Annotated in this window: 19 protein-coding genes; 7 read left to right on the top strand and 12 right to left on the bottom strand. The window is 68.3% G+C overall.

The window, feature by feature from the left end:
* Nucleotides 1–40 precede the first annotated feature (40 nt).
* Both F1599_RS06125 and F1599_RS06120 read right to left on the bottom strand, forming a co-directional pair.
* Entirely contained in the window at nucleotides 41–1,000 is a 960-nt protein-coding gene (locus F1599_RS06125) for an MBL fold metallo-hydrolase (protein ID WP_149316223.1), read from the bottom strand.
* 467 nt (nucleotides 1,001–1,467) lie between these two features.
* Nucleotides 1,468–1,869, bottom strand: coding sequence for a helix-turn-helix domain-containing protein (locus F1599_RS06120; protein ID WP_149316224.1), 402 nt, complete (start codon nucleotides 1,867–1,869; stop codon nucleotides 1,468–1,470).
* A 248-nt stretch (nucleotides 1,870–2,117) separates the two neighbouring features.
* Here F1599_RS06120 and F1599_RS06115 point away from each other — a divergent pair, with 248 nt between their 5' ends.
* Nucleotides 2,118–2,717, top strand: a complete 600-nt coding sequence (locus F1599_RS06115; RefSeq protein ID WP_150082528.1) for a TetR/AcrR family transcriptional regulator — start codon at nucleotides 2,118–2,120, stop codon at nucleotides 2,715–2,717.
* A gap of 223 nt (nucleotides 2,718–2,940) precedes the next feature.
* Nucleotides 2,941–3,966, top strand: a complete 1,026-nt coding sequence (locus tag F1599_RS06110; protein ID WP_223819505.1) for an alpha/beta fold hydrolase — start codon at nucleotides 2,941–2,943, stop codon at nucleotides 3,964–3,966.
* A gap of 121 nt (nucleotides 3,967–4,087) precedes the next feature.
* Here the strand turns inward: F1599_RS06110 and fdhF are convergent, their stop codons facing one another.
* The 3 genes from fdhF to oxlT form a co-directional block, all read right to left on the bottom strand.
* Nucleotides 4,088–6,910: a formate dehydrogenase subunit alpha gene (fdhF, locus tag F1599_RS06105; RefSeq protein ID WP_150082527.1), complete on the bottom strand. Its 2,823-nt coding sequence runs from the start codon at nucleotides 6,908–6,910 to the stop codon at nucleotides 4,088–4,090.
* Between the two features lie 78 nt (nucleotides 6,911–6,988).
* Complete coding sequence (locus F1599_RS06100) at nucleotides 6,989–8,698, bottom strand: NADH-ubiquinone oxidoreductase-F iron-sulfur binding region domain-containing protein (protein WP_150082545.1); 1,710 nt, start codon at nucleotides 8,696–8,698, stop codon at nucleotides 6,989–6,991.
* A gap of 159 nt (nucleotides 8,699–8,857) precedes the next feature.
* The gene (gene oxlT, locus F1599_RS06095) at nucleotides 8,858–10,177 is read right to left on the bottom strand and encodes an oxalate/formate MFS antiporter (protein ID WP_149316227.1); all 1,320 of its coding nucleotides are present in this window, start codon (nucleotides 10,175–10,177) and stop codon (nucleotides 8,858–8,860) included.
* Between the two features lie 207 nt (nucleotides 10,178–10,384).
* Between oxlT and F1599_RS06090 the strand changes: the two genes are divergently transcribed.
* Nucleotides 10,385–10,675 carry a hypothetical protein gene (locus F1599_RS06090; RefSeq protein WP_150082526.1) on the top strand — a complete coding sequence of 97 codons (291 nt, stop codon included), beginning with the start codon at nucleotides 10,385–10,387 and terminating at the stop codon, nucleotides 10,673–10,675.
* A gap of 76 nt (nucleotides 10,676–10,751) precedes the next feature.
* Here the strand turns inward: F1599_RS06090 and F1599_RS06085 are convergent, their stop codons facing one another.
* Both F1599_RS06085 and F1599_RS06080 read right to left on the bottom strand, forming a co-directional pair.
* On the bottom strand, nucleotides 10,752–10,964 hold the full coding sequence (locus F1599_RS06085) for a hypothetical protein (protein WP_149316229.1): 213 nt from the start codon (nucleotides 10,962–10,964) through the stop codon (nucleotides 10,752–10,754).
* 129 nt (nucleotides 10,965–11,093) lie between these two features.
* The gene (locus F1599_RS06080; RefSeq protein ID WP_150082525.1) at nucleotides 11,094–12,002 is read right to left on the bottom strand and encodes a LysR family transcriptional regulator; all 909 of its coding nucleotides are present in this window, start codon (nucleotides 12,000–12,002) and stop codon (nucleotides 11,094–11,096) included.
* Nucleotides 12,003–12,434: 432 nt separating this feature from the next.
* On the opposite strand from F1599_RS06080, the gene F1599_RS06075 reads away from it, so the two are divergent.
* Both F1599_RS06075 and F1599_RS06070 read left to right on the top strand, forming a co-directional pair.
* A complete protein-coding gene (locus F1599_RS06075; RefSeq protein WP_149316231.1) occupies nucleotides 12,435–13,388 on the top strand; it encodes a LysR family transcriptional regulator in 954 nt (317 codons plus the stop codon).
* 168 nt (nucleotides 13,389–13,556) lie between these two features.
* Nucleotides 13,557–13,880 (top strand): LysR family transcriptional regulator, encoded by a 324-nt coding sequence (locus F1599_RS06070; protein WP_187829068.1) that lies wholly within the window; start codon nucleotides 13,557–13,559, stop codon nucleotides 13,878–13,880.
* A 94-nt stretch (nucleotides 13,881–13,974) separates the two neighbouring features.
* On the opposite strand, the gene F1599_RS06065 is transcribed toward F1599_RS06070, so the two are convergent.
* The 5 genes from F1599_RS06065 to F1599_RS06045 form a co-directional block, all read right to left on the bottom strand.
* A complete protein-coding gene (locus tag F1599_RS06065) occupies nucleotides 13,975–14,241 on the bottom strand; it encodes a hypothetical protein (RefSeq protein WP_149316232.1) in 267 nt (88 codons plus the stop codon).
* Nucleotides 14,242–14,288: 47 nt separating this feature from the next.
* Nucleotides 14,289–15,062, bottom strand: a complete 774-nt coding sequence (locus F1599_RS06060) for a fumarylacetoacetate hydrolase family protein (protein ID WP_150082524.1) — start codon at nucleotides 15,060–15,062, stop codon at nucleotides 14,289–14,291.
* Nucleotides 15,063–15,226: 164 nt separating this feature from the next.
* Nucleotides 15,227–17,356, bottom strand: a complete 2,130-nt coding sequence (locus F1599_RS06055; RefSeq protein WP_150082523.1) for an acetate--CoA ligase family protein — start codon at nucleotides 17,354–17,356, stop codon at nucleotides 15,227–15,229.
* 79 nt (nucleotides 17,357–17,435) lie between these two features.
* Complete coding sequence (frc, locus tag F1599_RS06050; protein WP_149316235.1) at nucleotides 17,436–18,665, bottom strand: formyl-CoA transferase; 1,230 nt, start codon at nucleotides 18,663–18,665, stop codon at nucleotides 17,436–17,438.
* A 195-nt stretch (nucleotides 18,666–18,860) separates the two neighbouring features.
* Nucleotides 18,861–20,615, bottom strand: a complete 1,755-nt coding sequence (locus F1599_RS06045) for a thiamine pyrophosphate-binding protein (RefSeq protein ID WP_150082522.1) — start codon at nucleotides 20,613–20,615, stop codon at nucleotides 18,861–18,863.
* A gap of 429 nt (nucleotides 20,616–21,044) precedes the next feature.
* On the opposite strand from F1599_RS06045, the gene sucC reads away from it, so the two are divergent.
* Both sucC and sucD read left to right on the top strand, forming a co-directional pair.
* Nucleotides 21,045–22,253 (top strand): ADP-forming succinate--CoA ligase subunit beta, encoded by a 1,209-nt coding sequence (gene sucC, locus F1599_RS06040; protein WP_150082521.1) that lies wholly within the window; start codon nucleotides 21,045–21,047, stop codon nucleotides 22,251–22,253.
* 1 nt (nucleotide 22,254) lies between these two features.
* Nucleotides 22,255–23,130: a succinate--CoA ligase subunit alpha gene (sucD, locus tag F1599_RS06035; RefSeq protein WP_149316238.1), complete on the top strand. Its 876-nt coding sequence runs from the start codon at nucleotides 22,255–22,257 to the stop codon at nucleotides 23,128–23,130.
* Nucleotides 23,131–23,137 lie beyond the last annotated feature (7 nt).

The raw sequence follows: 23,137 nt of genomic DNA, 5'->3' as shown, positions 1-23,137 counted from the left end.
GCTGTCCCGCGAACTGCGGCGGCCAGCATGCCGCCGGCGTTCAGTCCTGCAGCGCGGCCCACATTTCCTTGTCGCGCTCCGCGGTCCAGATGCGCGGATGCTTGATGCCGCTGGCCTCGTCATAGGCGCGCGCCACGTCGAACGGCAGGCAGTGCTCGTAGATGAAGACGTGGCCGAACTTCGGGTCCATCGCCGCGCGCGTATGCGCCATCGCGCCCTTCAGGTCGAGCTTCTGCGCCACCGCCTCGCGGCCGCGCTGCAGCAGCGTGCTGACGAAATCGCGCGTGTAGGCGAGGCCCTTGTCGACCTGCTCCGGCGTGGTCAGCGCGGGACCGCGTCCCGGCACCAGCGCCTGCGGCTGCAGCGCGCGCAGCGCGTCCAGCGTGGCCGGCCACTCCTCGAGCTGCGCGTCGCCGCAATAGCAGGCCGCGTCGTACTCGACCAGGTCGCCGGAGAACAGGATCTTCTGCGACGGAATCCACACCACGGTATCGCCCTTCGTGTGGCCGGGGCCGAGATGCAGGATCTTGACCTCCAGATTGCCGAGGAACAGCGTCAGCTCGCGCTCGAACACCAGGTTCGGCCACGTCAGGCCCGGCACGGTCTCGACGCCGGCGAACAGCCGCGGAAAACGCTCGATCTCGGACTTCATGTCCGCCTCGCCGCGCTCGACGATCATCTCGTAGGTGCCGCGGCTGGCGATCACGTTCTGCGCGCCTTCGCTGAAATAGGCCGACGCGCCCAGCACGCGCACCGCGTGGTAGTGCGACAGCACCACGTGCTTGATCGGCTTGTCGGTCACGGTCCGGATGCGCGCGATCAGATCCTGCGCCATCGCGGGCGTGGCGGTGGTGTCCACGATCAGCACGCTGTCGTCGCCGATCACCACGCCCGAATTCGGATCGCCCTCGGCGGTATAGGCGTAGGCGTTGTCGGACAGCCTGGTGAAGGTGACCTGCTTCGCTTCGAGGTCGGCTTGCGACGCAAAGGCTTTGGACATGGGGCTTGTCTCCGTTCTGCTTGGTGCTGTCTGGGGCTGTGGTTCGGCGCCTGCCGGCGCGCATTTCCCAGCATAGGCCGCATGGCGCGGCATCACGCGCGGCCAGCCGATGAATTACGTATTGTGAAACGAATTTACCGAATCGTAATCAGCGATACGAAAGGTGTCAATCCGGATTCGGCCGAAAAGCCGGCAGCGAAGTAGAGGAAGGCGACGGGAAAAGACGTGAAGGGCCCGCGGCGGCACGGCGATGTGCGCACGGCGGCTTTTGCCGGAGAACCGGAAGCGCGGGAGAAACGGCGGAGAAGGGAACGCGGAAGTGCTACCGGACGAACGCGCCCGGACGAAGGCCCCCGGACGAAGGCGCCTGGACGAACGCGCCCGGTCACGCCGGATGCGGTGGGAGGCCGCGCGGCGCTAAAACCAGCGGCCGGACGAACGCCGGCCGCAAGGGGAAGATGACAGGATCAGACCGGCTTCTGGCCTTCGCCCTGCGGGGTGCCCATGCCACCCGCGCCGGACGTGCCGCCGCCCGAGGAGGCGGATGAAGCCGAGGACGCCGATGCACCGCCCGCCGGACCGGCCATCGAGGCCGCGGTCACGCCGCCGTTGCGGCTGGCGATGAAGGCGTTGACGTCCTGCGCCAGATGCTGGGGGGCAAGCACCACCTCCAGACCGAGCGCCTCGCAGGCGGCCAGGAAGGTAGACATACGCGGATCGGCCTGGCCCGACTCCGCGCGCAGATACGCCTCCCGGGAGATCCCGGCCTTGCGGGCGACGTCCTCCTGCTTGAGCTTGCGCGCTCGGCGCAATGCCCGCAGTTGCCGGAACGGTTCGCTAGCGCCTCGTGGCACGGCTGTACTGTTCATATCGGTCTCCAGTCACCAAAAAAGAAAGTGCGCGGACGTGCATTCGAGTATAGAGCACACGTCGCGTTCCGTATGTAATCAGGGAAACACTTTTACAGAATTCACGGTTTGTGCCGGTTGGCTTTCCTCCAGCCCTGCCGTCGCGATATCGGGCCCTTTGAAGTGCCCGTGCTTCCACAATAGCGAATAGGGCTCGTTAGCGCCAAGTTCGGTTTGACAGACCGACCGGTCGTGCTATTCTTCCGAGCATGCAAAAAGGCCATCTGACGCGCAGCGCGATCATCGCTCAGGCATTCGATACCGCGACCCGGATCGGATTCGAGCAGCTGTCGCTCGCGGAACTGGCCGCCAGCACGGACATGTCCAAGAGCGGCCTGTACGCGCACTTCAAGTCGAAGGAGGCCTTGCAGCAGGCAGTGCTGGAACTGGCGATCGAGCGCTTCACGGCGATGGTGGTGCAGCCCGCGCTGCGCCAGCCGCGCGGCATACCGCGCCTGCGCGCGCTGTTCGAAGGGCAGCTCGAATGGATCGGCAGCACCGACTCCGGCGGCCGCTGCCTGTTCATGGCGCTGGGCCAGGAGTATCGCGACCGGCCCGGCGTGATCCGCGACATGCTGGTCCGCGCGCTGAAGGACTGGAACGGCATCGTGGTCCGCGTCGCGTCGGACGCCATTCAGGACGGCAGCCTGGGCGCGGACGAGGAACCGCGCCAGATTGCCTTCGAGATGGCCGGCATCGTGATGGCCTTCCAGCAATCGCTGAAGATGCTCGGACGCGCGGATGCGCAGGCGATGGCGCGCCGCGCCTTCCATTCGCTGGTCACGAGAGGCAAACGCGCGGCGGCATAGGCCGCACAAGGACCGCACAGGGCCGCACAGGACGCCCGCAAGCCGGACAGGCCGCACGCGCCGAACGTTTGCGCTGGTCCCCCGAGGCAACGTTTTTCCTCGGCAATGTTTTCGCCGATAAATAGCACGACCGGTCGGTCTTATCGAGGCCCGAGAGCAGCACGAGGGGGCCGCGCAGCGAGGTCGACGGGTTGGGGATGGAACCGCAAACGGAGTGAATATCGTGACACAGGCCCTGTCTCCCCTTCGCCCCGGCCAGGCCGCACCGGGCCAGATCGCCGCGCGGCTGGCGCAGGCCGGCCTGGCATGGCGGCGCCTGCGCTGGCAGACCGCGTCGGCGCTGTTTCCCGAGCAGACCGCGCGCGCCTTCGAACGGGCCTGGTTCGGCGTGCCGGACGCGAACGTCGATGCCGCCGGGCAGGCCTTCCTCGCCGGGGCGCGCGCCGATTGGGCGCTGGTCACTGGCGGCGGCGCGACGCGCCGCGTGCGCGTCTACCGCTGGCACGGCGAAGGCCCGGCGGTGCTGCTGGCGCACGGCTGGGGCGGCAATGCCGCGCACTGGCAGGCGCTGGTGCCCGCGCTGCTCGCCGCCGGCCATCGCGTGGTCGCCTTCGACGCGCTGTCGCACGGCGCCTCCGATGCGGGTGCGCTGGGCCCCGGTCAAAGCTCGCTGATCGAGATGTCGCGCGCGCTGCTGGCGGCCGCCTGGCACGCCGGGCCGATCCATGCGGTGGTCGCGCACTCGCTGGGCTCGGCCGCGGCGGCGCTGGCACTGCGCGAAGGGCTGCCCGCCGCTGCCGCGGTGCTGATCGGCGCGCCCGCCGACATGCGCCACGCCTCGGCCACGCTGGCCTGGCAGCTCGGCGTCGCGCCCGCGGTACTGGCGCGCGTGCAGCGCAACAGCGAACAGTGGCTCGGCATGCCATGGGGTGCGTTCAACGTGCCCGATATCGGCCGCTGCCGCCCGGTGCCGCCGACGCTGGTCGTCCACGATCGCCACGACAAGGAGGTGCGCTGGGAAGACGGCGCCGCGATCGCCGGTTCGTGGCCCGGCGCCACGCTGCTGACCACCGAGGGCCTGGGCCATCGGCGCATCCTGCGCGATGCGGGCGTGATCGATCAGGTCGTCGCCTTCCTCGCGCAGCGCCTGTCGTCCCGCGGCGCGCCCGCTGCCGCGATACCGCCGCAGCATGCCGAGCGGACGGTACGCTCGGCGGTGCGAACCGAAGACCTTGGCGTGGCCCGCTGATTCCGACCCTTACGGGCCGCCTCTGCGCCATGCCGTTGCGCGTGCGTCGCAGGACCCGCGCCGCGCCAGCCTCGAACTCGAACTCGAACCTTGGGTCGATGGAGTCCGTCGTGTCGATCCCTCAGCCGGCCCGCGCCAGGATTTGCCCGCCCCCATAGCTCGACTGCTCCGGCGGTGTGCCACCCAGCGTCACCCGGATCGCGCAGTACTTGAACTCCGGGATCTTGCCGAACGGATCGAGCGCCGAATTGGTCAGCTTGTTGATCGCCGCCTCGTAATAGCAGAACGGCACGAACACCGCGCCGCGCGGCGTGCCCTCGTCGGCGCGCGCATACAGCGCAACCTCGCCGCGGCGCGACGCCAGCGTGATGACGTCGCCGGGCTTGCCGCCCCACTGCGCCAGATCGAGCGGATGGACCAGCGCGGTCGGGTCGGGCTCGAGCGCATCGAGCACCCCCGCCCTGCGCGTCATGCTGCCGGTGTGCCAGTGTTCGAGCTGGCGCCCGGTGATCAGCACGAAGGGATAGTCCTGGTCCGGCCGTTCGGCCGCGGGCACGATATCGGCCGGCACGAAGCGCGCGCGGCCCGTCGGCGTGGGGAAGTCGTCGGTGAAGATCACCGGCTCGCCGGCATCGCCTTCGGCGCGGCACGGGTAGGTGACCGCGTGTTCGCGTTGCAGCCGCTCCCAGGTGATGCCTGCGATGCTCGGCATCGCCAGCCGCATTTCGTCGAAAACCTCGGCCACGTCGCCGTAGCGCCAGTCCAGGCCCAACTGCGCGGCCATCTGCTGGATGATCCACAGGTCCTGGCGCGCCTGTCCCGGCGGGTCGATGGCCTGCCGGCCGAGCTGCACGATGCGGTCGGTATTGGTGAAGGTGCCGGTCTTCTCGGGGAAGGCCGAGGCCGGCAGCACCACGTCGGCGAGATAGGCGGTCTCGGTCAGGAAGATGTCCTGCACCACCAGATGATCCAGCGCGGCCAGCGCCTCGCGCGCATGCTGCGCGTCGGGATCCGACATCGCCGGGTTCTCGCCCATGATGTACATGCCGCGCACCTCGCCGCGTTCGATGGCCTGCATCACCTCGACCACCGTCAAACCCGGCTGGCGATCGAGCGGCGTGCCCCATAGCGCCTCGAATCGCGACGCGGCCTCGGCATCGTCGACGCGCCGGTAGTCCGGATACATCATCGGAATAAGCCCGGCGTCCGAGGCGCCCTGCACATTGTTCTGGCCGCGCAGCGGATGCAGGCCGGTGCCGGGCCGGCCGATCTGGCCGGTCATCAGCGCCAGCGCGATCAGGCAGCGCGCATTGTCGGTGCCATGCACGTGCTGCGACACGCCCATGCCCCACAGGATCATCGCGCTGCCCGCTGTCGCGTAGAGCCGCGCGACATGGCGGATCGTCTCGGCGTCGATGCCGCAGATCGGCGCCATCGCCTCGGGGCTGTAGGCGGCCACATTGCGCTCGAGTTCCTCGTAGCCGATCGTGCGGCTCTCGATGAAGTCGCGATCGACCAGCCCTTCGGTGACGATCACATGCATCATCGCGTTGAGCAGCGCGACGTCGGTATCCGGCTGGAATTGCAGGAAGCGATAGGCGAAGCGCGCCAAGTCCGAGCGCCGCGGATCGGCGACGATCAGCTTGGTGCCGTTGCGCACCGCGTTCTTGATCCAGGTGGCCGCGACCGGATGATTGACGGTCGGATTCGCGCCGATCAGGATCACGACCTCGGCCTTGCCGACATCGATCACCGGGTTGGACACCGCGCCCGAGCCGATCCCCTCGAGCAATGCCGCCACCGACGAGGCGTGGCACAGCCGCGTGCAATGGTCGACGTTGTTGCTGCCAAAGCCGGTCCGCACCAGCTTCTGGAACAGATAGGCCTCCTCGTTGCTGCCCTTGGCCGAGCCGAAACCGGCCAGCGCGCGCTTGCCGTGGGTATCGCGAATGCGCGCGAGGCCGCCGCCGGCAAGCGCCAGCGCTTCCTCCCACGTCGCCTCGCGGAACACCTCCATCACGCGCTCGGGGTCCATCACCGCATCGCCGCGCTTGGGCACGCCCTCTCGGCGCACCAGCGGCACCGTCAGCCGGTGCGGGTGCGCGGCGTAGTCGAAGCCGTAGCGGCCCTTGACGCAGAGCCGCGCGTGATTGGCCGGGCCATCGCGCCCTTCCACGTACTGGATGCGGTTGTCCTTGACGTGATAGGTCAGCTGGCAGCCGACACCGCAATATGGGCAGACCGATTGCACCTGCTTGTCAGGCACCGCCAGCGCGGCGGCGCGCGCCGGCATCAGCGCGCCGGTCGGGCAGGCCTGCACGCATTCGCCGCAGGCGACGCAGGTCGACGTGCCCATCGGATCGTCCATGTCGAACACGATCTTCGCGTCGGCGCCGCGCAGCGCGATGCCGATCACGTCGTTGGCCTGCTCGTCGCGGCAGGCGCGCAGGCAGCGCGTGCACTGGATGCAGGCATCGAGATTGACCGCGATGGCCGGATGCGACAGATCGGGCGCCACGGGTGCGCGCGGCGCAAAGCGCGGCTTGCCGATCTCGAGGCGCGCGGACCACTGGTCCAGTTCGCTGTCGCGCGTGTACGCGGTCTCGGGCATGTCGGACTGCAGCAGCTCGAGCACCATGCTCTGCGCCTTGCGCGCGCGCGGCGAATCGGTCTGCACCTTCATGCCGTTCGCCGGCTGGCGGCAGCACGACGGCGCCAGCACGCGCTCGCCATCGATCTCCACCATGCAGGCGCGGCAGTTGCCGGCCGGCTCCAGGCCGTCCTTGTAGCACAGGTGCGGAATCTCGACGCCCTCGCGCCTGGCCACCTGCAGCAGCGTTTCGCCGGGCGCGGCCACCACCTCGCGGCCGTTCAGCTGGAAGGCGACCGAAGCGGGATCGGAGGCCTGGACGAGGGCGCGTTCGGCGCGGGTCAATGCATTCATGGCGGTCTCTTGGATCTGTCGGATCTGTCGTACGGCGGCTTCTTCGGGCTGCTTGCGGCTTGTTGCGGCTGCTCGCGCTCAGGCCAGCTCGTGCGGGAAATAGCGGATCACGCAGTCGATCGGATTGGGCGCGGCCTGCCCCAGCCCGCAGATCGACGCATCGCGCATCACCGCGGACAGGTCGGCCAGCGCCTCCCGGTCCCACTGCGGCTGCGCGATCAGCTGCACGGCCTTGGCCGTGCCGACGCGGCAGGGCGTGCATTGGCCGCAGGACTCGTGTGCGAAGAAATGCATCAGGTTGCGCGCCACGTCGACCGCGCGATCGTGGTCCGACAGCACCACCACTGCCGCCGAGCCGATGAAGCAGCCATGCGGCTGCAGCGTGTCGAAGTCCAGCGGGATATCGCCCATCGACGCGGGCAGGATGCCGCCCGACGCGCCGCCCGGCAGGTAGCCGTAGAAACGGTGGCCATCGAGCATGCCGCCGCAATACTCGTCGATCAGCTCCGTGATGGTGATGCCGGCCGGTGCCAGATGCACGCCCGGCTTGTTGACGCGGCCCGACACCGAGAACGAGCGCAGTCCCTTGCGTCCATGCCGGCCCTGCCCGGCGAACCACTCAGGTCCTCGTTCCAGGATGTCGCGCACCCAGTACAGCGTCTCGAAGTTGTGCTCCAGCGTCGGCCGGCCGAACAGGCCGACCTGCGCCACATAGGGCGGGCGCAGCCGCGGCCAGCCGCGCTTGCCTTCGATCGATTCGATCATCGCGGACTCTTCGCCGCAGATATAGGCGCCGGCGCCCCGCCGCAACTCGATCGGCGGCAGGTCCGCGCATGGCGGGTCCTCGCGCAGCCGCCGCAGTTCCTCGGTCAGCAGCGCGCGGCAGCCGGCGTACTCGTCGCGCAGGTAGATATAGATCGCATCGACCTGCACGACCCGGGCGGCGATCAGCATGCCTTCGAGGAAGCGATGCGGATCGCGCTCCAGATAGAAGCGGTCCTTGAAGGTGCCGGGCTCGCCTTCGTCGATATTGACGGCCATCAGGCGCGGGCCGTCCTCGGCCCGCACGATGCGCCATTTGCGTCCCGCCGGGAAACCGGCACCACCGAGGCCGCGCAGTCCCGCATGCTCCATCGTGGCGATGGCGTCGTCGGCGGACAGCGCGCCGTCGGCCACCGCGCGCAGGGTGCGGTAGCCGCCCTGCTCGCGATACGCCTGGTAGTCGACGTACGGCTCGGGCTCGTGGCGCACCGCGCCCGCGGCCACGCGTTCGACGATCGCCTCCGCGCTGGCCACGTCGACCGGATTCTGTCCGACCAGCGCCGCCGGCGCGCGCTCGCAGCGGCCGATGCAGGGCGCGGCGACCACGCGCACGTCGGTGCCGAGCAGCGCAGGCAGTTTGTCGAGCAGCGATTGCGCGCCGGCCATCTCGCAGGCGATGCCCTCGCAAACGCGCACGGTCAGCGCAGGCGGCGGCGCGATCGCGCCATCGGCATCCTCGCGCACGACGTCGAAGTGGTGATAGAAGGTCGCGACCTCGTAGACCTCCGCCTGCGCCATCTTCATCTCGGCGGCCAATGCCGCCAGATGCGGCGCGGCGAGCTGCCCATAGCGATCGTTGATCGCGTGCAGGTGTTCGATCAGCAGATCGCGCCGGCGCGGCGCCTCGCCGAGCAGCGCGCGCACCTCGGCGAGCGCGGCGGGGTCGACTTGCCGCCCCTTGGGCTGGCGGCGCTTGCGCTGCCGGCCGATGCTGTCGACCGGAATGGGGATCACGACCTGATTCATGGTCATCTCTGTTCGTTGTCCTGGATGCCTGTGGGAAGCGGCGTTGGGGGGCGCCGCCGGGTCGATGATAGCGCCATCGGCCGCGGGCCCTGCCGCCGCTGCTGATTCCCGCGCCCACCGGCATCACGGTGGGCGCGCCCGCCCTTGCTGCAGACCCCGCTACGTCAGATCGTCCGGCACCGGCTGCAAGCCCATCGGGTGAACGGCGCTGGCATGCACATGCTTGCGGATATGGGCCTCGCGCATCGGCTTGAGCACGAACACCGCCAGCAAGGCCGAGAACGCCGCCATGCCGGAGGCCAGCATGAAGACCGCATGCCAGTCGCCGGTGGCCGCCGTGATCACGCTGCTGAACGGCACCAGCAAGGCGGCCGTGCCCTTGGCCGTGTACAGCAGGCCGGCATTGGTGGCGGCGAACTTCGGCCCGAAGGTGTCGCCGCAGGTGGCCGGGAACAGGCTGTAGATCTCGCCCCAGGCGAAGAACACGACGCCGGTCAGCACCACGAAGGCGACCGGATGATGGCCATACTTCGACAGCAGCAGGATGCCGACGGCTTCGACCGCGAAGGCGATGAACATGGTGTTCTCGCGGCCGATATTGTCGGAGACCCAGCCGAAGAACGGACGCGTGAGACCGTTCAGCACGCGGTCGATCGTCAGCGCGAAGGTCAGCGCCGGCAGCGTCAGCCCGAGGATCGACACCGGCGTGTTGTCGAGACCGAAGTCCTTGGCGATCGGGCCCAGCTGCGCGGTTGCCATCAGCCCGCCGGCGGCCATCATCACGAACATCGCATACATGATCCAGAAGATCGGCGAGGCCAGCACCTGGCGCGGCGAGGCGTTGTAGGTGGCCGCCGCCTTCAGCGTGCTCTTGACCTCGTCGAGGATCTTCGCCGACGGCGGATACAGCGCCATGCCGAGGAAGAACACCACCAGGCCCTGCCCCAGGCCGAACCACAGGAACGCCGCCTCGTAGCCGCTGTTCTTGATCACGTAGGCGATCGGCACCACGGTCAGCGCAGAGCCGGCGCCAAACCCCGCCGCGGTAATGCCCGCCGCCAGCCCGCGCCGGTTCGGGAACCACTTCAGCGCGTTGCCTACACAAGTGCCGTAGACCGCGCCGGCGCCGACGCCGCCGACCGCCGCGGCGAAATACAGCATCGGCAGCGACTCGGCCATCGAGTTCAGCACCCAGGCCACGCCGCACAGCAGCCCGCCGCCGACCACCACCGGCCGCGGCCCGTATTTGTCGACCAGATAGCCCTCGATCGGCACCAGCCAGGTCTCGGTGACCACGAAGATCGTGAACGCAACCTGGATCGCGGTGCGTCCCCATTGGTGCTTCTCGTCGATCGGATTGACGAACAGCGTCCATCCGTACTGCATGTTGGCGATCATCGCCATGCAGATGACGCCGAAGGCCAATTGGACCCACGGCGAGGCAAAGGGCGAGCGCTGCGCTTCCTGGGGTTGTTGCATGGTGTCTCCTTGCGGAATGGGGTCTTGATCGACCCTCTGCGATGAAACCGCCCGACTTGCCGACACGTCGGGGGCGCCGTCAGTGCTATACGGTATGTGATATATCAATTAGGTCAAGGCGATTTACCGGGCGGCTCGCCCACGGCATGCGGGGGCCATTGAGAAGTTCATTGCATCAACGCGACACACCGGGACAGGCATTGCTGCATGGCGCGCATCAACACCACGGCTGCGCATATCGGCAAGCCTCGGCATATCAGTGAGTTAGCGCGCCTTCGCGCATCAATGCGGCGCGCGGAAAAGGCAGAGACCTTGCACAACGTCCCGGGCGGGATGGGCGCGCGGTTCTTCATCGCCAGTTCGGCGCTACGGGTAAATCCCTATGCTGGAACGGTGGTCTTGCAGAGGACAGGCGATGGCACGCAGGCCGCGAAAGGCGGACGACCCGGTGTAAAGGAGGAGAAGGAGGGGGAAAGAAAGACAAGAGGAAGGTCGTGAGGAAGCTGGCCGCGGGGGCCGGCGCCCCCCGCCTGCCGAAGGTCACGGCAAGCGGCGGCGCGGCCAGCGAACCGCCTCAGGCATGGGTCAACACGAACTGGCCGGCGGCCTTGTGCGAGTCCTCGCTGGCGCCATCATCGCGCGGGGCGCTACCGAGGCCGGCGAAGCGGCCGTGCGCCTGGGCGCGCAGCAGCGTCGGCGCGGGCAGGCAGGTGGCGAGCAGCACGGTGGCGGACACGCCGAGGGAGAACAGGCCAAGCGACAGCAGGGTCAACAGGGTGGTTTGCATCAGGACACTCCGATAAGACATCAATCAAGGAATGTCCAGTATATGGTGCAACGCACCAGAAGTAAATATTCTGTATGTGATATATCAAACAGCGCCCCTAGTCTGTCGCTCCTGTGCCACAGGCCGCGGTCAGCCGGTCTTCAGCGCCACATCGGGGCCCTCCTGCTCGGTGATGACGCGCCAGATGGCGGCGGCGTTCGGCTTCAGCGACCGCCCCTTGCGGCGCACCAGCACAACCTGCATGGCGGCATGCGGCCGCAGCGGCAGCAGCACCACGCCGGGCGGGACGCCGGCGGCGCGGGCGCGCGATGGGACGACGCCAAGCCCTTGCCGCCGCGCCACCATGCCCAGCACCGCGCAGAAATGGCCCAGGGGCCGATAGACCCGCGGCCGCACGTGATAGGCGGCCATGGCGCGTTCGATGGCGGCCAGCATGCCCGACTGGCGGTCGAGCCCGAACAGCTGCGCATCGTTCAGGTCGCCCCAGCCCAGCGCCTCGCGCGAGGCCAGCGGATGGCCGGTCGGCAGCACAGCATGGAAGGTCTCCTCGTACAGCGGCTCGAACTGCAGTTCGGCGCAAGGCTCCGGGTCGCTGACCACCGCGAAATCGACCTCGCCGCCGCGCACCGCATGCAGCGCCGCCTCGGGGGCGACATCGCGCAGCACGATATCGATGTCGGGCCACGCGCTCTGGCAGGCCTGCAGCCACGCGGGCGCCAGCATGGATGACAGCATCGGCCCTACCGCCAGCTGCACGCGCCCATGCGCCGGCCGCGCGCTGGAGTGCGTTTCGTGCAAGGTCTGTTCGACCTCGTCGATCAGATGGCAGATGCGTTCGGACAGCAGCGTGCCGGCCTCGGTCAGCTCGACCTGGCGCGTGGTGCGGTCGAACAGGCGCAGGTCGATTTCCTCTTCCAGCTCGCGCACGCTGCGGCTGACGGCGGATTGCGTCAGTCCGAGTTCGGCGGCGGCACGGGTGAAACTGCGATGCCGCGCGACGGCGGCGAAGGCCTTCAACTGCGGAAGCGAGACATTCATCGTGGTCTCCTCGTGCACCGCATGCCTCGTGGGCTTGCGGCCGCTGCCGGTGCCGCCGGCGAGGGGCCGGCGGGGCAGCGCTGTGCTTTTTATGTGCCACGGTCGTTCGGCGGGACTGCGGTACGGCAGGCTGCGCGAGCGCCGATGGGTCCTTCGATGCTAGTGCAAACGACTATCCACGACGCCTTAACTTTTTTATTAAGATCATTGACGACCATCTATGGATGGACGGCGCTGCCGGCACCATACCGCGCGCCACAGACACACGCCCATCCCGCGGCGGGCGCACGCCACGCCCACCGCGTGCACCGGTGCAGCGGTGCCGCGATGCCGCGATGCCGCGATGCCGCGATGCACTGCAGCGAAAACAATCCCGATCACGCGCCGCAGCAAGCGCCGCAGCGCGCGCAACGCCGACCGAACGAGGCCGCCATGAAAAACGCCACGCTGCGCCAGCTCAAGGTCTTCGAAACGGTGGCACGCCACCTGAGCTTTTCGCGCGCGGCCGAGGAATTGCACCTGACCCAGCCCGCCGTCTCCACGCAGGTCCGCCAGCTCGAGAACCACGTGGGCCTGCCGCTGTTCGAGCAGCTCGGCAAGAAGATCTACCTGACCCCCGCGGGCACCGAGATGCTGCACTACAGCCGCAGCATCATCCAGCAGTTCCGCGAGGCCGAGGACGCGATGGCGCAACTGAGCGGCATCGCGGGCGGCCGGCTCAATATCGCGGTAATCAGCGCGGGCGATTACTTCTTCCCCCGCGTGATCGCCGAATTCATGCGGCGCCATCCCGGCGTGACGCTGAACCTCGCGGTGCACAACCGCGAGGAGCTGCTGCACCAGCTCGCCGGCAACCTGACCGACCTGGCGGTGATGGTGCGGCCGCCGGCGGGCATGGACACCGTCAACGATTCGTTCGCGCCCCACCCCTATGTCATCGTCGCCGCGCCGGATCATCCGCTGGTCGGCAAGCGCAACGTGCCGCTGTCCGCGCTGGCGGACGAGGCCTTCATCTGCCGCGAGAAGGGCTCGGACACCTGGAACTCGATGCAGGAAGGCTTCGCGGCGCGGCTGCAGAACCTGCGCATCACGATGGAGATCAAGAGTACCGAGACCATCAAGCAGGCCGTGATCGCCAATATGGGCATCGCCTTCCTGTCCGCCCACACGGTCGCGCTGGAACTGCGCACCGGCCATCTCGCGGTACTCGACGTGGAAGGCTTTCCGGTGATGCTGAACTGGTACGTGGTCCATCGCAAGAACAAGCGGCTGCCGCCGGTCGCGCTCGCGTTCAAGCATTTCCTGCTGAGCGAAGGCGCGGCGCAGATCGATCGCATCACCGCCGTCGACGGCCTGATTCGGGGCAAGGGCGCCGTCCGCTCCTGATCCTGCCCCGGGCTCCCGCCAGGCCCGGTCCGGCCCTGCCCTTGCGCTTGCATCGTCCGACCCATAAACGATGGCTTATGGTTTTGCCGATCAACTTCAATTGTTGTTAATCGTTCGCGGCCCCTATGCTGCCTGCATGTCCCACCGCACCGGCAAAGGAGAGCGACCATGGAACAAGCGCAGATCGAACGGCAGAACGAGATTCCCGCCGCGGCCCCGGTACAACAGCAGCACCAGCAGCAGCCGTCGGTGCAGCAGCAGCTAGCCGCCTACAACTCGGCCTTCGTCGAGCTGGGGCTGCGCTTCCGCTGGGATGAGGCGATGTATGGCTGGCTGTGCGGCGTGGTCGAGTGCGAGCGCACCCGTATCGCGCACTACATCGAGACCTACCACGCGCATCTGCTGACGGCGTACGACGCGCCGTTCCTGAGCCAGCTGATCCTGGAGAAGAAGAACGCGTATCTGGAAGCGATGAGCCGGCGCGCGAGCTGAGCGCCGTCACGTCGTCCCCGCGCAGGCGGGAACCCAGCGTCTTCGAAAGCCACTGGGTCCCCGCCTGAACGGGGACGACATGCTTGCTTCTCCCCTACTTCGCCCCCGACGAGCGCGCGCCGCGCACACCTGCCCGCGCGCCGATTGCGATCCCCGCTGCCGCCGCCGCGGCCAGCGCCAATCCCGCCAGCACCACCCACGGACCATGGCCGCCGGACAGCCAGGCGGCCGACATGGCCACGCCCAGGCCGCCGAGACAGCCGGCGTGCAGCGCGAACACGCCGGCGTGGCGGTAGCCGATCAGGCCGGCCAGCATCGACGCACCGGCGAGCAGATAAGCCAGTTCTTCCGGGTCCGTCATGGCAGGCCTCCATCGCGAGCGAGGCCGGCGGCGCGTTGCCGCGCGGGCTAGCCGCCGACCGGATTGATCAGCGCACCGATGCCTTCGATGCGCACTTCGACGACCGCGCCCGCCTTCATCGAGCCCACGCCGACCGAGGTGCCGCAGGCGAGCACGTCGCCCGGCATCAGCGTCATGTCGCGCGACAGCCGGCTGACCACCTGCTCGGGCGTGAAGATCATGTCGTCGAGCGGATAGCGCTGGCGCTCGGCCCCATCGAGCCGCGTGACCACGCTGGCATCGCGCCAGTCGAAACCCGTGACGATGGCCGGGCCCAGGCAGCCGAAGGTGTCGAAGCCCTTGGCACGGCACCACTGCGGGAAATTCGGGTCTTCGGCGATCAGGTCGGCCGCGGTGACGTCGTTGACGACCGTATAGCCGAAGATGTGCGCCGACGCGTCGGCCACCGGCACATCGCGGCAGACACGCCCGATCACGATGCCGAGCTCGCCCTCGAACACGATCTTGCCGCCGTAGCCGGCCGGCCGCGCGATGGTGTCGCCGGGGCCCGCCAGCGAGGTGCCGGGCTTGATCAGGAACAGCGGATGCGCGGGCTCGGGCTTGCCCAGCTTCTGGGCCAGCGCGCGGAAGTTGTTCCACAGCGCGACGATCTTGGACGGCTCGCAGGGCGCAAGCAGCCGCACCTCGTTGCGTGGGAACGAAACGCCGGTCGGGTTCGGCGAGGCGTAGCCCGGGCCGTCGTATTCGAATACCCGCTCGCCATCGAGCCGGCCCATCCGTGGCCGGCCATCGCCGGCGTCGAAGCGAATCCAGGTTTGCATGGGGTCTCCCGTGGCGGCGGTCAGTGTTCAGTGCCGGGCGGTGTCCGGGGGCGCCGGCTCTCTACCGGCGCCCGCCCCCGGCCCCTCCCCCCCGCAGCGCGGGAGAGGGGTCGGAGAGGGCCAGCGGCGCCTCCCAACGCCGCCGCCCTCTCCCTTCTACGCGCTCAGATCTTGCCCGCGCCGCGCGCCCACTTGTACTTCGCGCCGAGCACCGCGACCGGAATCTCGGTCGAGTACGCGTAGGCCGGCACCCCATGCTGGTACAGGTACTCGGCCGCTTCCTCGACCTGCACGTCGCCGGCCAGCGAGGCCACGATCGGCTTCTCGATGCCCTTTGCCGCCATCTCCTCCTTGACCTCGACCACCAGCTTGGCGAACACCATCGGCGGCGTGATGATCGTGTGCCAGTAGCCGAGGATGATCGCGTGGATGCGCGGATCCTCCAGGCCCAGCTTGATCGTGTTCCGATAGGTGGTCGGCGGCTCGCCGCCGGTGATGTCGACCGGATTGCCGGCCGCGCCGAACGGCGGGATGAACTTGCGGAAGGCCGCGTCCAGATCCTCCGGCATCGTCATCAGCGACAGCCCGTTGTCGACGCAGGCATCGGACAGCAGCACGCCCGAGCCGCCCGCGCCGGTGATGATCACCACGTTCTCGCCCTTCGGCGTCGGCAGCTTCGGAATGCCGCGCGCGAACTCGAGCAGGTCGCGCAGCGAGCGGGCGCGAATCACGCCGCATTGCTTGAAGACGTCCTCGTAGATGCGGTCGTCGCCGGCCAGCGCACCGGTATGCGAGCTGGCGGCACGCGCGCCCAGGCTGGTGCGGCCGGCCTTGAGCACCACCACCGGCTTGACCTTCGACACGCGCCGCGCCGCCTCGGCGAACGCGCGCCCGTCCTTCAGGTCCTCGCAATGCTGCGCGATGATCTCGGTCTCGTCGTCCTGCTCGAAGAAGGTCAGCAGATCGTCTTCGTCGATGTCGGACTTGTTGCCCAGGCCAACGATGGCCGATACGCCCATCCTGGCCGAGCGCGAGAAGCCGATGATGGCCATGCCGATGCCGCCCGACTGCGAGGACAGCGCGGCCTTGCCCTTGACGTCATAAGGCGTGCAAAACGTCGCGCACAGATTCTTCGGCGTGTAGTAGAAGCCGTAGATGTTCGGCCCCATCAGCCGGATGTTGTGCTTGCGCGCGATCGCGACGATCTCCTCCTGCCCTTCGACGTTGCCGGTCTCGGCAAACCCCGACGGAATCAGCACGGCGCCAGGAATGCCCTTCCTGCCGACCTCCTCCAGCGCCTGCGCCACCAGCTTTGCGGGGATCGCGAACACCGCCACGTCGATCTCGCCGGGCACGTCGAGCACGCTCTTGTACGCGGTCATGCCCATGATCTCTTCGGCCTTCGGGTGGATCGGATAGATCTTGCCCTGGTAGCCGCCATTGATCAGGTTCTTCATCACCGAGTTGCCGATCTTGCCGTCCTCGGACGAGGCGCCGATCACCGCGACCGTGTCGGGCCGCATGATGCGGTTCATCTGCGCGACGATCTGCTCCTGCGTCGGGCGATAGCGCTGCGGCTGCGGCGCATGGTCCAGCACGATGCGCACGTCGGCCGCGATCGCGCCGTTGGGGCTGGCGAACACCGGGTTCAGGTCCAGCTCGGCGATTTCGGGGAAGTCGGTCACCAGCTGCGACACGCGCTGGATCATGTTGGCCAGCGCCGCGCGATCGACCGGCTCGGCGCCGCGCACGCCCTTGAGCACCTGCGCGGCGGCAATGCCGTCGAGCATGCCGAGCGCATCCTGCTCGCTCGCCGGCGCCATGCGGAAGGTGATGTCCTTGAGCACTTCGACCAGCACGCCGCCGAGGCCGAAGGCCACCAGCTTGCCGAACGACGGATCGGTGACCGCGCCGATGATGACCTCCTGGCCGCCGCCGATCATCTTCTGCACCTGCACGCCGACGATGTCCGCCTTGGCGTTGTAGCGCTTCGCGTTGTCCAGGATGGTCTGGTAGCCCTGCTCGACCTTCCGCGCGTCGTCCAGGCCGACCAGCACGCCGCCGGCCTCGGTCTTGTGCAGGATGTCGGGCGAGACGATCTTCATCACCACCGGAAAGCCGATGCGGCCGGCCAGCTCGACCGCCTCGGCCGCGGACTTCGCCAGCCCTTCGCCCGGCACGGCAATGCCATAGGCATCGCAGACCAGCTTGCCTTCGGGCGCGGTCAGCGCGGTGCGTCCCTGTTCCTTGGCGGTGGCGAGAATATTGCGCACCGCGTCCTTGTCATACGCCATGTCAGACCTCCATCGGGTCATGGTTGCAGCGGAGTTTGCGAACGAAGGGCGGCGCCGGGCCGCCCGGGGCAAGGCGGCGTCAGACCGCGCCGGCCGCGCGCAGCGCCTCGATCTGCGCGGGCGTGCGGCCCAGCCATTCGAGGATCTCGGTGGTGTGCTCGCCCAGCAGCGGCGAGCGATCGACCTGGACCGGCGATTCCGACAGGTTGATCGGGCAGCCGAGCTGCACGTAGCGGCCGCGCTGCGGATGATCGACCTCGACCAGATAGCCGCGCTCGTACAGCGAGCGGTCCTCGATCAGGTCCTTCATCGACAGGATCGGGCCGCACGGCACATCGACCTCGTTGAGCGCTTCCATGACCTCGAACTTGGTGCGCGTGCGCGTCCATTTCTCGATGATCGAGAAGCATTCGGGCAGGCATTTGAGGCGCGCCTCGGGCGTGGCGAATTGCGGATGCGAGATCAGGTCCTCGCGCCCGCACAGCCGCATCAGCGGTTCCCAGCCCTGCGGTTGCACGATCACGTAGACGTAGTCGTTGGCCCCGCCCGGCGCGCAGCGCAGCGCCGCGCCCGGCTGCCCGCCGCCCGAGGCGTTGCCCGCGCGCGGCACGTAGTCGCCGAATTCCTTGTTCGGGTATTCGCGCAGCGCGCCGGCCGCCAGGCGCTGCTGGTCGCGCAGCTTGACGCGGCACAGGTTCAGCACGGCGTCCTGCATCGCCACCTCGACGCGCTGGCCCTTGCCGGTGTGCTCGCGCTGCAGCAGCGCGGCCAGGATGCCGATCACGCAATGCACGCCGGTGCCCGAATCGCCGATCTGCGCCCCGGTCACGGTCGGCGGCCCTTCCTCGAAGCCGGTGGTCGAGGCGGAGCCGCCCATGCACTGCGCGACGTTCTCGTAGGCCTTGCAGTCGGCGTACGGCCCGGGACCGAAGCCCTTGATGGAGGCGTAGATCAGCCGCGGATTGAGCGCGCGCAGCCGATCCCAGTCGAAGCCCGCGCGATCGAGCACGCCCGGGCCGAAGTTCTCGACCAGCACGTCGCAGCGCTCGACCAGGTCCTCCAGCAGCGCCTTGCCTTCCGGCGTCTTCATGTTCAGCGTCAGGCTGCGCTTGTTGGAGTTCAGCATCGTGAAATAGAGGCTGTCCGCGTTGGGCACATCGCGCAGCTGGCTGCGCGTGATGTCGCCCCGGCCGGGCAGTTCGACCTTGATCACGTCCGCTCCCAGCCACGCCATCAGCTGCGTGGCCGACGGCCCCGCCTGCACGTGCGTCATGTCCAGGATGCGTACTCCTTCCAATGCCTTGCTCATGGCGTCGTCTCCTCGCCTCTATGGTGTGATCGTGGGTTGCACGGGAGCCGGCCGGCGCGGTCGGTGCACGGGGGCGTGCCACGGCGTGCTGGCGCGCGCGAGGGCGTGCACCGCCCGCCGGATGCGCGGACCTTGCAGGGCCTGCGCATCCGGTGCCGCGCGCCGCGAGCGCGCCGCCGGTCGGCCGGCAGCCGGCTACTTGTACATGGTCTGGTTCTTGGTGCCCGGGGCGTATTCGCGCGGATCGACCCAGATATTGATCACCGCGGACTTGCCGGTGCGCGCGATCGATTCCCGCCCGCGCTGCAGCGCGCCGGCGATCTGCGCGGGGTCGCGCACCTCCTCGCCGTAGCCGCCCAGCATCTGCGCGAACTGGCTGAACGGCACGTCGGACAGCAGGTTGCCGACGTTGCCGCGCGACTCGCCGTACTTGGCCAGCTGCCCGTAGCGGATCTGGTTCATCGCCGAGTTGTTGCCGATCACCGCCAGATACGGCACGCCGAAGCGGTTGGCGCTCTCCATGTCGAAGGCCGTCATGCCGAAGGAGCCGTCGCCGTAGTAGCACAGCACCTCCTTGCCCGGATTGGCCAGGCCCGCCGCGATGGCAAAGCCGGTGCCGACGCCGAGCGAGCCGAGCGCGCCCGGGTCCATCCACTGGCCCGGATTGCGCGGCCGCACCGCCTGCGCGGAGATCGTCACCACGTCGCCGCCGTCGCCGATATAGATGGTGTCCTCGCCGAGGAAGGCGTTCAGCTCATGGGCGACGCGATACGGATGGATCGGCGTGCTGTCGGACAGGAACAGCGGCATCAGCTTCTGCGTGGCCACGCCTTCGGCCTCGGTCAGGTCCGCCATCCACTTGCGGCGCGCCTGGCGCTTGTCCTGCTTGATGCGGCCGCTGGCGGCCTGCAGCACCGCGCCGAGGATCGCGCCGGGATCGCCGACCAGCCCCAGGTCGATCTCGCGATTCTTGCCGACGGTGCGGTAGTCCATGTCGATCTGCACCAGCGTCAGCTCCTTGCTGATGCGCTTGCCGTAGCCCATGCGGAAGTCGAACGGCGTGCCGACGATCACCAGCACGTCGGCGTTGGCGAAGGCCTGCGAGCGGGTACGGTCGAAGTGATGCGGATCGCCCGGCGGCAGCAGCCCGCGGCTCGCGCCATTGAAATAGCCCGGGATATCGAGCCCGCGCAGCAGCGCGATCGCTTCCTCGTGGCCGCGCGCGGTCCAGACCTGCTGGCCATACAGGATGGCGGGACGTTCGGCATTGACCAGGATGTCGGCGAGCTTCTCGATGTCGCGCGGATCGCCGATCGACCTGGTCGAGGCGCGATAGTGGCCGGGGCGCGGCACCACCGCGCGGGCGACGTCGACCTCGCGGTCCAGCACGTCGCGCGGAATCTCCAGATAGGCGGGTCCGGGCGCGCCGTTGAAGCATTCGCGCGCGGCCATCGAGATCATGTCTGCGACGCGCTCGGTGCTCGGCACGGTGGCGGCGAACTTGGTGATCGGCGCCATCATGTCGACGTGCGGCAGGTCCTGCAGCGAGCCCATCTTGTGCTGGGTCAGCGCGCCCTGCCCGCCGATATGCAGCACCGGGCTTTCGGAGCGGAAGGCGGTGGCGATGCCGGTGACGGCGTTGGTGCAGCCCGGACCGGCGGTGGTCACCACGCAGCCGAGCTTGCCGGTCTGGCGCGCATAGCCGTCCGCCGCATGCGCGGCGACCTGTTCGTGACGCACGTCGATGATGCGGATCCCCTCGTCGACGCAGCCATCGTAGATGTCGATGATATGGCCGCCGCAGAGCGTGAAGATGGTATCGACCCCTTCGTTCTTCAGCGCCCGCGCGACCAGATGGCCGCCCGACACGATGCCGGCATCCCGGCTCTTCTGCTTCAGGGTGTCATCGGCCGTCGTCGATTCCGGCCGCAGCGATACGACTGCAGACATGTGTTGGTCTCCTCGTTGGACTCCGGGCGGGCCGTTTGCATGGGCACGCACCGCTTCACCTTCTTCTTTCGGCAGGGCTGCCGGCTTGCGACGCGAATCGATCGTTTCGGGCGATCTTGATGACATACCGTATGTGATATATCAACGGTCGGCAAGGAGAAAATGTGGGAGAGGCGCCGAATTTCGACGACGCATCGCAGCAAAACAGTCGTTTTCATGCCGATAAATTCGGCCAACTCCTATAAACGCTTGCGCTTAGTGGCGGCGCGCATCAATTCCGACGCGATCGTGATCGTGTACCGCTGCCGGCCAATAATTCGCCTTGTTGCGCATTGATATATTACATACCATATCCACGCAGGCTTCCGGCGCAATGCCGCCCCCTCCTGTCAGCCACCACAACGACGTATCCAAACCAGTGAGGAGACAGTGAACATTCACGAATATCAGGCCAAGGAGCTGCTGCGGCGCTACGACGTCGCCGTGCCGCGGGGCGCGGTTGCGTTCACGCCGGACGAGGCAGCCAACGCGGCGCGCACGCTCGGGGGCCCGCTCTGGGTCGTCAAATCGCAGATCCATGCCGGCGGCCGCGGCGCCGGACGCTTCCAGAACGATCCCGGCGGCAAGGGCGGGGTGCGCGTGGCGCGTTCGCTCGAGGCGGTGCGCGAGGAAGCCGGCAAGATGCTCGGCGCGGTGCTGGTCACGAAGCAGACCGGCGCGGCCGGCCGCGAGGTGCGGCGCCTCTATGTCGAGGAAGGCTGCGACATCGCGCGCGAGCTCTATTTCGGCATGCTGATCGACCGCGCAACCTCGCGCATCACGCTGATGGCATCGACCGAAGGCGGCATGGACATCGAGGAGGTGGCCGCGCACACGCCGGAGAAGATCCTGAAGCTGGCGATCGATCCGGCCACCGGCATCCAGCCCTTCCACGCGCGGCGCCTGGCCTTCGGGCTCGGCCTGCGCGGCAAGCAGATCGGCGAGGCCACGCGGCTGTTCCTGGCGGCCTATCGCGCCTTCACCGAGCTGGACGCCTCGATCGTCGAGATCAATCCGCTGGTGGTCACGCACAGCGGCCACGTGATGGCGCTGGACGCCAAGTGCAACTTCGACGACAACGCGCTGTTCCGCCATCCCGATATCGAGGCGATGCGCGACGAGGCCGAGGAAGACCCGGCCGAGACCGAGGCCGCGCGCCATGCGCTGAACTACGTCAAGCTCGACGGCAATATCGGCTGCATGGTCAATGGCGCCGGCCTGGCGATGGCGACGATGGACATCATCCAGCTGCATGGCGGCAAGCCGGCCAACTTCCTCGACGTCGGCGGCGGCGCGACGCGCGAGCGCGTGGCGACGGCGTTCCGTCTGATCCTGGCCGACCGCAATGTCGAAGGGATTCTCGTCAATATCTTCGGCGGCATCATGCGCTGCGACGTGATCGCCGAGGGCGTGGTCGCGGCCGCGCGCGAGGTCGACCTGACCGTGCCGCTGGTGGTGCGGCTCGAAGGCACCAACGTCGAACTGGGCAAGGCCATCCTGCGGGATTCGGGATTGCCGATCGTCTCGGCGGACGACCTCGCCGACGCCGCGACCAAGGTCGTCGCGGCCACGAGGAACACCAAGCGGGGAGGACATTGAGATGGCCGTGCTGATCGACAACAACACCAGGGTGCTGTGCCAGGGCCTGACCGGCGCGCAGGGCAGCTTCCATACCGAACAGGCGCTGGCCTACGGCACCAGGATGGTCGGCGGCGTGACGCCCGGCAAAGGCGGCGAGACCCACCTCGGCCTGCCGGTGTTCGACACCGTGGCCGAGGCGGCCGAGCGCACCGGCGCGCAGGCCTCCGTGATCTACGTGCCGCCGCCCTTCGCGGCCGACGCGATCCTCGAAGCGGTCGACGCCGGCCTCGAGCTGGTGGTCTGCATCACCGAGGGCATCCCGGTGCTGGACATGGTGCGCGTCAAGCGCGCGCTGGCTGGCTCGCGCACGCGCCTGGTCGGTCCGAACTGTCCGGGCGTGATCACGCCGGGGCAATGCAAGATCGGCATCATGCCCGGCCATATCCATCGGCCCGGCAGGATCGGCGTGGTGTCGCGCTCCGGCACGCTGACCTATGAAGCGGTGGCGCAGACCAGCGCGGCCGGTCTGGGGCAGTCGACCTGCATCGGCATCGGCGGCGATCCGGTCAACGGCACCAACTTCATCGATTGCCTGCGGCTGTTCCTCGAGGACGACGACACCGAGGGCATCATCATGATCGGCGAGATCGGCGGTTCGGCGGAGGAGGAAGCCGCGCAGTTCCTGCGCGACAGCGGCAGCGACAAGCCGGTGGTCGGCTTTATCGCCGGCACCACCGCGCCGCCGGGCCGGCGCATGGGCCATGCCGGCGCCATCATCTCGGGCGGCAGCGGTACCGCCGATGCCAAGATCGAGGCGATGCGCGCGGCCGGCATCCACGTATCGCGCTCGCCGGCCGAACTGGGGCAGACGATGGCGAAAGCGCTGGGGGTGTAGCACCGTA

Source organism: Cupriavidus cauae (assembly GCF_008632125.1).
Taxonomy (GTDB): Bacteria; Pseudomonadota; Gammaproteobacteria; order Burkholderiales; family Burkholderiaceae; genus Cupriavidus; species Cupriavidus cauae.
Note: the sequence above shows the minus strand (reverse complement) of the source record. Positions and strands in the feature narration are given on the sequence as shown.